General features: G+C 50.8%; 5 protein-coding genes. 4 read left to right on the top strand and 1 reads right to left on the bottom strand.

The features are described 5' to 3' along the window. On the bottom strand, positions 1-493 hold a 493-nt coding region (locus IJ369_RS10785), incomplete at its 3' end, for a manganese efflux pump (RefSeq protein ID WP_290718908.1). A 110-nt stretch (positions 494-603) separates the two neighbouring features. Between IJ369_RS10785 and IJ369_RS10780 the strand changes: the two genes are divergently transcribed. The 4 genes from IJ369_RS10780 to IJ369_RS10765 all read left to right on the top strand — a co-directional run. Next, on the top strand, positions 604-3246 hold the full coding sequence (locus IJ369_RS10780; RefSeq protein WP_290718906.1) for a calcium-translocating P-type ATPase, PMCA-type: 2643 nt from the start codon (positions 604-606) through the stop codon (positions 3244-3246). A gap of 104 nt (positions 3247-3350) precedes the next feature. Further along, positions 3351-4256 carry a LysR family transcriptional regulator gene (locus IJ369_RS10775; RefSeq protein WP_290714590.1) on the top strand — a complete coding sequence of 302 codons (906 nt, stop codon included), beginning with the start codon at positions 3351-3353 and terminating at the stop codon, positions 4254-4256. A 61-nt stretch (positions 4257-4317) separates the two neighbouring features. Next, positions 4318-4662 carry an ArsR/SmtB family transcription factor gene (locus IJ369_RS10770; RefSeq protein WP_290714592.1) on the top strand — a complete coding sequence of 115 codons (345 nt, stop codon included), beginning with the start codon at positions 4318-4320 and terminating at the stop codon, positions 4660-4662. A 92-nt stretch (positions 4663-4754) separates the two neighbouring features. Next, the coding region (locus IJ369_RS10765) for a heavy-metal-associated domain-containing protein (protein ID WP_290718904.1) at positions 4755-5088 on the top strand (334 nt) is incomplete at its 3' end.

The following is a 5088-nucleotide window of genomic DNA, read 5'->3' as shown; positions in this document are numbered from 1 at the left end:
TGAGCCTTGCGCCGCCTTTTGCACCGACAGCAAGAAAAACAGTTTGCAGCAGGGCAGCGAAGAGGGGGAGAAGGGTCACATCCATCCCGCTGGCGGCGGCGCTCAGCCCAATGGCGAAGGAATCCATGGAAAGGATGAAGCCCAGAAGCAGCGCTTCTTTCGGCTCGATGGAGAAGGATGCGTCTTTGTCGCAAAGGGAAGGAGACTGCAGGGGCGAATCCTCCTTCTCTTTTTTTTTCCCCGTGCCTTGCAGACAAAGCCACACCCCGAAGGAAAACAGGATAGCCGTAGAAATCCCCTCCGCCAGCCCCGCAGGGAAACAGGCGGCGAGTAGCCGCCCCACCCCTAAAAAGGCTTCCATCATCAGAAAGGTTTCTCCCGTCAGAAGCAGCAGAGAAGAAGGGGGAAAGCGAATACGCCTGAGACCATAGGAAAGGCCAATGCCCAGGGCATCTACGCTGAGGGAAAGGGCCAGAAGCAGGGGAAAAACCATGGGGAACACCTCCTGCTATCCATCCTATGCAGCAGTTCTAATTTGGGGATTGTCCACATACATTGAAGCAGATGGACAACTTCGAAAAACAAAAGATGGAGCGTGAGGATATGGAATGGTGGAGCATGCAGCTTTCGGCAGTTTTGAAGACCCTGCGGACAGATGAAACAAAGGGACTTTCTGCAAATGAAGCAGCCAAACGGCTGGCAACGGACGGGAAAAATAAACTGGAACAGGGCGAGGGGCGAAAAGGCTTTTTCTGGCGGTTTCTGGCTCAGTTCAATGATTTTATGATATTGCTCCTCATCGGGGCGGCGGCGGTTTCCTTTGCTGTTTCCTGGTGGAATGGGGAACGGGATTTTGTGGATTCGGCTATCATCATTGCCATTGTGGTTCTGAATGCCCTTTTGGGGGTTTTACAGGAAAGCAAGGCGGAAAAGGCATTGGAGGCATTGAAGGAACTTTCCGCGCCAAAGGCAAAAGTTCTGCGAAATGGGGAAGAAAAAGAGATTCCTGCGGAGGATGTGGTACAGGGGGATATCCTTCTGCTTTCCGCAGGGGATTACATCTGTGCTGATGGGCGCATCTTGGAAAACCACGGCTTGAAAACGGAAGAAAGCGCCATCACGGGGGAATCCCTCGCCATTGAAAAGGAGGTTTCTGTTTTGCCCGAAAAGACTCAGTTGGGAGACAGAAAAAATATGGTTCTTTCCGGCAGCTATGTTCTGGCGGGGAAAGGAGCAGTAGCTGTTACGGCAACGGGAATGCATACGGAAATTGGTCACATCGCTTCCCTTCTGGCGGAACAGGAGGACAGCGAAACGCCCCTGCAGAAAAAGCTGGGGGCAACGGGGAAGATGCTGGGTATCGGCGCATTGGGCATCTGCGGCATCATCTTTGTTATGGGTATCCTGCGGCAACAGGAACCCTTTCATATGTTTATGACTTCCGTCAGCCTGGCGGTAGCGGCAATTCCCGAAGGCCTGCCTGCTATCGTTACCATTGTCCTTGCCATCGGCATGCAGCGGATGTCCAAAAAGAATACCATCATTCGCCGCCTGCCTGCGGTGGAAACTTTGGGCGGCGCGGAAATTATCTGTTCCGATAAAACGGGCACTCTGACCCAAAACCGCATGAAGGTGACCAAACTGGCGGCAATCGGGAAAGATTTGGAAAGGAATGAGGAAAAAAGGCGATTTATTCTGACTCTTTTCACCCTCTGCAACGATGCCAAACGGAAGGGTACAAAAATCATCGGCGAGCCAACGGAAAAAGCCCTTGCGGAAGCGGCGGAGGAAGGCGGGGTTTCCCTGAAAGGCCTTTGGCAGGAAATGCCCCGTATCGGGGAAATCCCTTTTTCTTCGGAACGGAAACTGATGACGACGGTACACCCCAGCGGCGGGAAATGGATTTCCGTTACCAAAGGCGCACCGGATATCCTCTTTGAAAAATGTACCCGTTGTCTGGATGGTTCCGGGCAGGCACCCTTCGATGGCAGGCGCAAAAGCGAAGCCCGCCTGAAAAACGGCGAAATGGCAGCCAATGCCCTGCGGGTGGTGGCGGTGGCCTTTCGGGAATGGGAAGAGGAACCCTTGTTTTTTACACCGGAAAGTTTGGAACGGGATTTGGTTTTCGCAGGCATGGCGGGAATGATAGACCCACCCAGACCAGAGGCGAAAGAAGCTGTTCGGATTTGTAAAGAGGCGGGTATCCGTCCTGTGATGATTACCGGCGACCATGCCCTGACAGCCCAGGCCATTGCAGCAAAGCTGGGTATCTACGAAAAGGGTGACCGCGTCATCACTGGGCAGGAACTGGCACAGATGAAGGATGAAGAACTGGAACAGGCAGTGGAAAACTGTACGGTTTTTGCTCGTGTTTCCCCTGCCCATAAAGTCCGTATTGTGAAAGCCTTTCAGAAGGACGGACGAGTGGTTGCCATGACGGGGGATGGTGTCAACGATGCCCCTGCTCTGAAAGCGTCGGATATCGGCTGTGCCATGGGGAAAAACGGCACGGAAGTGGCAAAAGGCGCGGCAGATATGGTTTTGATGGATGATAATTTTGCTACCATCGTGGAAGCGGTGCGGGAAGGCCGCAGCATTTATGATAATATCCGCAAGGCGGTACACTTTCTCCTTTCCAGCAATATCGGTGAAATAATCACCATTTTTGCTGCCATGTGCTTTGGCTGGGCAACGCCTTTGCTGCCCATCCAGTTGCTCTGGGTCAATCTGGTGACGGATTCCCTGCCTGCCATCGCTTTGGGCGTAGACCCTGCGGATCAGGATATTATGGAGCGTCCGCCCAGACGGGAAGCTTCCCTTTTTGCTGGCGGTATGGGCAGCCGTATCGCCGTGGAAGGGATGATGATCGGTATGCTGGCGCTGTTGGCTTTTGGTATTGGTCATATTTATTTTGACGGCGGGAAGGAATATACCACAGGGCGCACCATGGCCTTTGCGGTGCTTTCTCTTTCTCAGCTGGTCCATGCTTTCAATATGCGGACGGAACATTCTCTGTTCCATATTTCTCTTTTCAGCAACCCTGTGCTTCTGGGGGCATTTTTCGTAGGCTGCCTGTTGCAGGCAGGGGTCATCATGGTGGAACCTCTGGCGGCGGTATTTAAAGTTTGCCCGTTAGACAAGATGGAATGGCTCATCGTGGCGGCGCTGGCGTTGGTGCCTCTGCCCGTGGTGGAGCTGGAAAAATGGAAGGATCGTCTGTTGAAAAAACGGATGGAGAAATTTTGAGGAATTTTTAAAAAAATTTCGGTCATAATTTTTACTTATCGCTATTGTGCGACCTCTTTGGATTTTGTATAATAAAGAAAACAAAAGAAAAGGGAGGCAACCCCATGAAAGTTGATGTTTCTTTAGATCTTTATCGCATTTTTTGTGCCGTTGTCCGCACGGGCAATATGTCCGCTGCGGCAAGGGAATTATATATTTCACAGCCTGCTGTCAGCATGTCTATCCGCCAGCTGGAAGACCGCATGGGCAGTCCCCTGCTGGTGCGTACCGCCAAGGGCGTATACCCCACAGCAGAAGGGAAACTGCTTTATACCTATCTGGAACAGGCTTTGGGCCTGATTCAGGCGGCAGAAGAAAAATATTATCAGATGGTTCATATGGAAATGGGCGAATTGAAGATTGGTGCCAGTGACACGGTTATTGCCAATTTCCTGCTGCATCATCTGGAGCAGTATCATAAGCTCTATCCCGATATCAATATCAAGGTCACCAATAAGACTACCTATGAATCTCTGCGCCTGCTGCGAAGCGGCAGCGTAGATGTCTGTTTCATCAATCTGCCCATTGCCGATAACGAAGATCTGGAAGTGACTCCTTGTATCGAGATCCACGACGTACTGGTAGGCGGGGAACGCTATCGCATGTTGGCAGAAATGGGGATGCAGGTGAAAGACCTGCCCAAGTATCCTCTGCTGCTGCTGGAAGATCTGAGCAACTCCCGCCGCTATATCGACCGCTATGCGGAGGAAAACGGCGTGGTGCTGAACCCTATTCTGGAACTGGGCAGCAGCGATCTGCTGGTCAGCTTTGCGGAGATCAATCTGGGGCTGACTTATGTCATCAAGGAATTCACCCAGAAAGAACTGACAAGCAAACGCCTGTATGAAATTCCTGTAGAGCCTCCCGTGCCTAAGAGAAGCATCGGTATGGTGCGGCTGAAAAATGTTGCCATGCCCCATGCCCTGCAGGGTTTCATCGAGTTGATAGATTTTCCCAATAAGGAAGATTGACAGAGATCGTACGATATGTTAATATATGAACAGATATTCATATGAGAAAGGAAGCAAAGCTATGAAGGAAGACCTGATGCAGGAAGAATTTGATATGGAAAAAGAACTGCAGAAGGAGTTCGTTCAGGAACTGGCAGAATTTTTCAAGATTTTTGGCGATGGCACCCGTATCCGCATCCTGCAGATCCTGCTGGAAGGGGAGAGAAACGTGGGCGAATTGGCAGAGGCCCTGGAAATGAGCCAGTCTGCCGTGTCCCATCAGCTGCGGGTTTTGCGTCAGAATGACCTTGTGAAATATCGCAAGGAGGGCAAGACGGTGTTCTATTCTCTGGATGATGAACATGTACGCATGGTCATCGAACAGGGCATGACCCATCTGCGCCATAAACGTGGATATCACGAATAAAAGAAAACTAGGCTGTATATCATTTACAGCCTAAATTTTAAAGGAATATATGAATGATTATTCATGTGAACAAATAAAACGAGGTGAATCCTATGTCTGAAATGAAGGTATACCTGAAGGGGCTGACCTGTGCCCACTGCGCAGGCAAGATCGAAGACAGCCTTTCCCGCATGGCGGAAACGGAAGAAGTTTCTATCAATCTGATGAAGCAGGAAATGACTTTGGACTTGAAAAATGGTGTTTCTGAAGAAAAAATGCAAGAGGTCATCGAAAAGACGGTACATAAATTCGAATCGGATGTGGAAGTGCTGTTTCAGCAGGCTACCCATGTAACGCAAATCCATGAAGAAGAAAGCTGCTGTGATGATGATTGCTGCTGTTGCGGCCACGACGACGATTGCGGCTGCCATGGGCATGAAGGGCATG

Source organism: Anaerotignum sp. (assembly GCF_017483025.1).
Classification (GTDB): domain Bacteria; phylum Bacillota; class Clostridia; order Lachnospirales; family Anaerotignaceae; genus Anaerotignum_A.
The sequence above is the reverse complement of the archived record's forward strand: the minus strand, read 5'-3'. Positions and strand labels throughout refer to the sequence as shown.

Excerpts from the sequence above, each read along its gene's own strand:
- IJ369_RS10780 (WP_290718906.1), top strand. The coding sequence starts at position 604 with ATGGAATGGTGGAGCATGCAGCTTTCGGCAGTTTTGAAGACCCTGCGG.
- IJ369_RS10775 (WP_290714590.1), top strand. The coding sequence starts at position 3,351 with ATGAAAGTTGATGTTTCTTTAGATCTTTATCGCATTTTTTGTGCCGTT.
- IJ369_RS10770 (WP_290714592.1), top strand. The coding sequence starts at position 4,318 with ATGAAGGAAGACCTGATGCAGGAAGAATTTGATATGGAAAAAGAACTG.